The following is a 1,391-nucleotide window of genomic DNA, read 5'->3' on the forward strand; positions in this document are numbered from 1 at the left end:
GCCTTGGGGGCGCGGGGCGCGTCGGGGACGCTGGGGGGTGTGCGCTGATGGCCGCCGTACGGGAATTCGCGCTGCCGGACCTCGGGGAAGGGCTCACCGAGGCGCAGGTGGTCCGCTGGCTTGTCGACGTCGGTGACGTCGTGGCCGTGGACCAGCCGGTGGTGGAGGTGGAGACGGCCAAGGCGATGGTCGAGGTGCCCTGCCCCTACGGGGGCGTCGTCACGGCGCGCTTCGGCGAGGAGGGTACGGAACTGCCCGTAGGGGCACCGCTGTTGACGGTGGCGGTCGGCGAAGCGGCCGATGCCGGTGCCCCCGACATGGATCAGGTCCATCAGGGAGGCGACGAGGGCTCGGGCAACGTCCTCGTCGGATACGGGACCCAGGCCCCGGCCGCACGCCGGGCACGGGTCCGGCCGCAGGACCGCTCGGTCCCCGCGACGGCCGGCGGGCCGTCCATGGCGGGCACGGCTGTGGACGGTGTTGCGGCGGACGGCCACCCGGCACCCGGCCGGGCCCTGGCCGTGATCTCACCGCTCGTACGGCGGCTGGCCAGGGAGCGCGGCATCGATCTCGCGACCCTGCGCGGAACCGGGCCCGACGGGCTCATCCTCCGCGCCGACGTGGAACGCGCCACCGCGCTGGCGGCGGCCGAACCGGCGGTGACGGGTGGGGAACGCATACCCCTGCGCGGGCTGCGCGGGACCGTCGCCGAGAAGCTGAGCCGCAGCCGGCGCGAGATCCCGGACGCCACCTGCTGGGTGGACGCCGACGCGACCGAGCTGCTCGCCGCCCGCCGGGCCATGAACGACGGACCCGGCCGCACCAAGATCTCCCTGCTCGCCCTGCTGGCCCGGATCTGTACGGCCGCGCTGGCCGAGTTCCCGGAGCTCAACGCGACGGTGGACGCCGAGGCCCGGGAGATCGTCCGACTGCCGTCCGTACACCTGGGGTTCGCCGCCCAGACCGAACGCGGGCTGGTCGTCCCGGTCGTCAAGGACGCGCACACGCGCAGCACGGCGTCCCTCCAGTCCGAGATCGCCCGCCTCACCGAGGCCGCCCGCGAGGGCCGGCTGAGCCCGGCCGAACTGACCGGCGGCACGTTCACCCTCAACAACTACGGGGTCTTCGGCGTCGACGGCTCCACTCCCATCCTCAACCACCCCGAGGCGGCCATGCTGGGCGTCGGCCGGATCGTCCCCAAGCCCTGGGTGTACGAGGGGGAGCTGGCCGTGCGCCATGTGGTGCAGATGTCCTTCACGTTCGACCACCGCGTGTGCGACGGGGGGACGGCCGGGGGGTTCCTCCGGTACGTCGCCGACTGCGTCGAACGGCCGGCCGTGCTCCTCAGGTCGCTCTGAGGGGCGGGAGGGACGCTTCCTCGGCTGTCTCTT

General features: G+C 73.9%; 1 protein-coding gene. It reads left to right on the forward strand.

The window, feature by feature from the left end; translation table 11 throughout:
* Window positions 1–47: 47 nt before the first annotated feature.
* A complete protein-coding gene (locus tag ACSNOK_RS33035) occupies window positions 48–1,358 on the forward strand; it encodes a dihydrolipoamide acetyltransferase family protein (RefSeq protein ID WP_436784475.1) in 1,311 nt (436 codons plus the stop codon).
* Window positions 1,359–1,391: the final 33 nt, after the last annotated feature.

Source organism: Streptomyces sp. URMC 126, from assembly GCF_051386555.1.
In the GTDB taxonomy this organism is placed as follows: Bacteria; Actinomycetota; Actinomycetes; order Streptomycetales; family Streptomycetaceae; genus Streptomyces.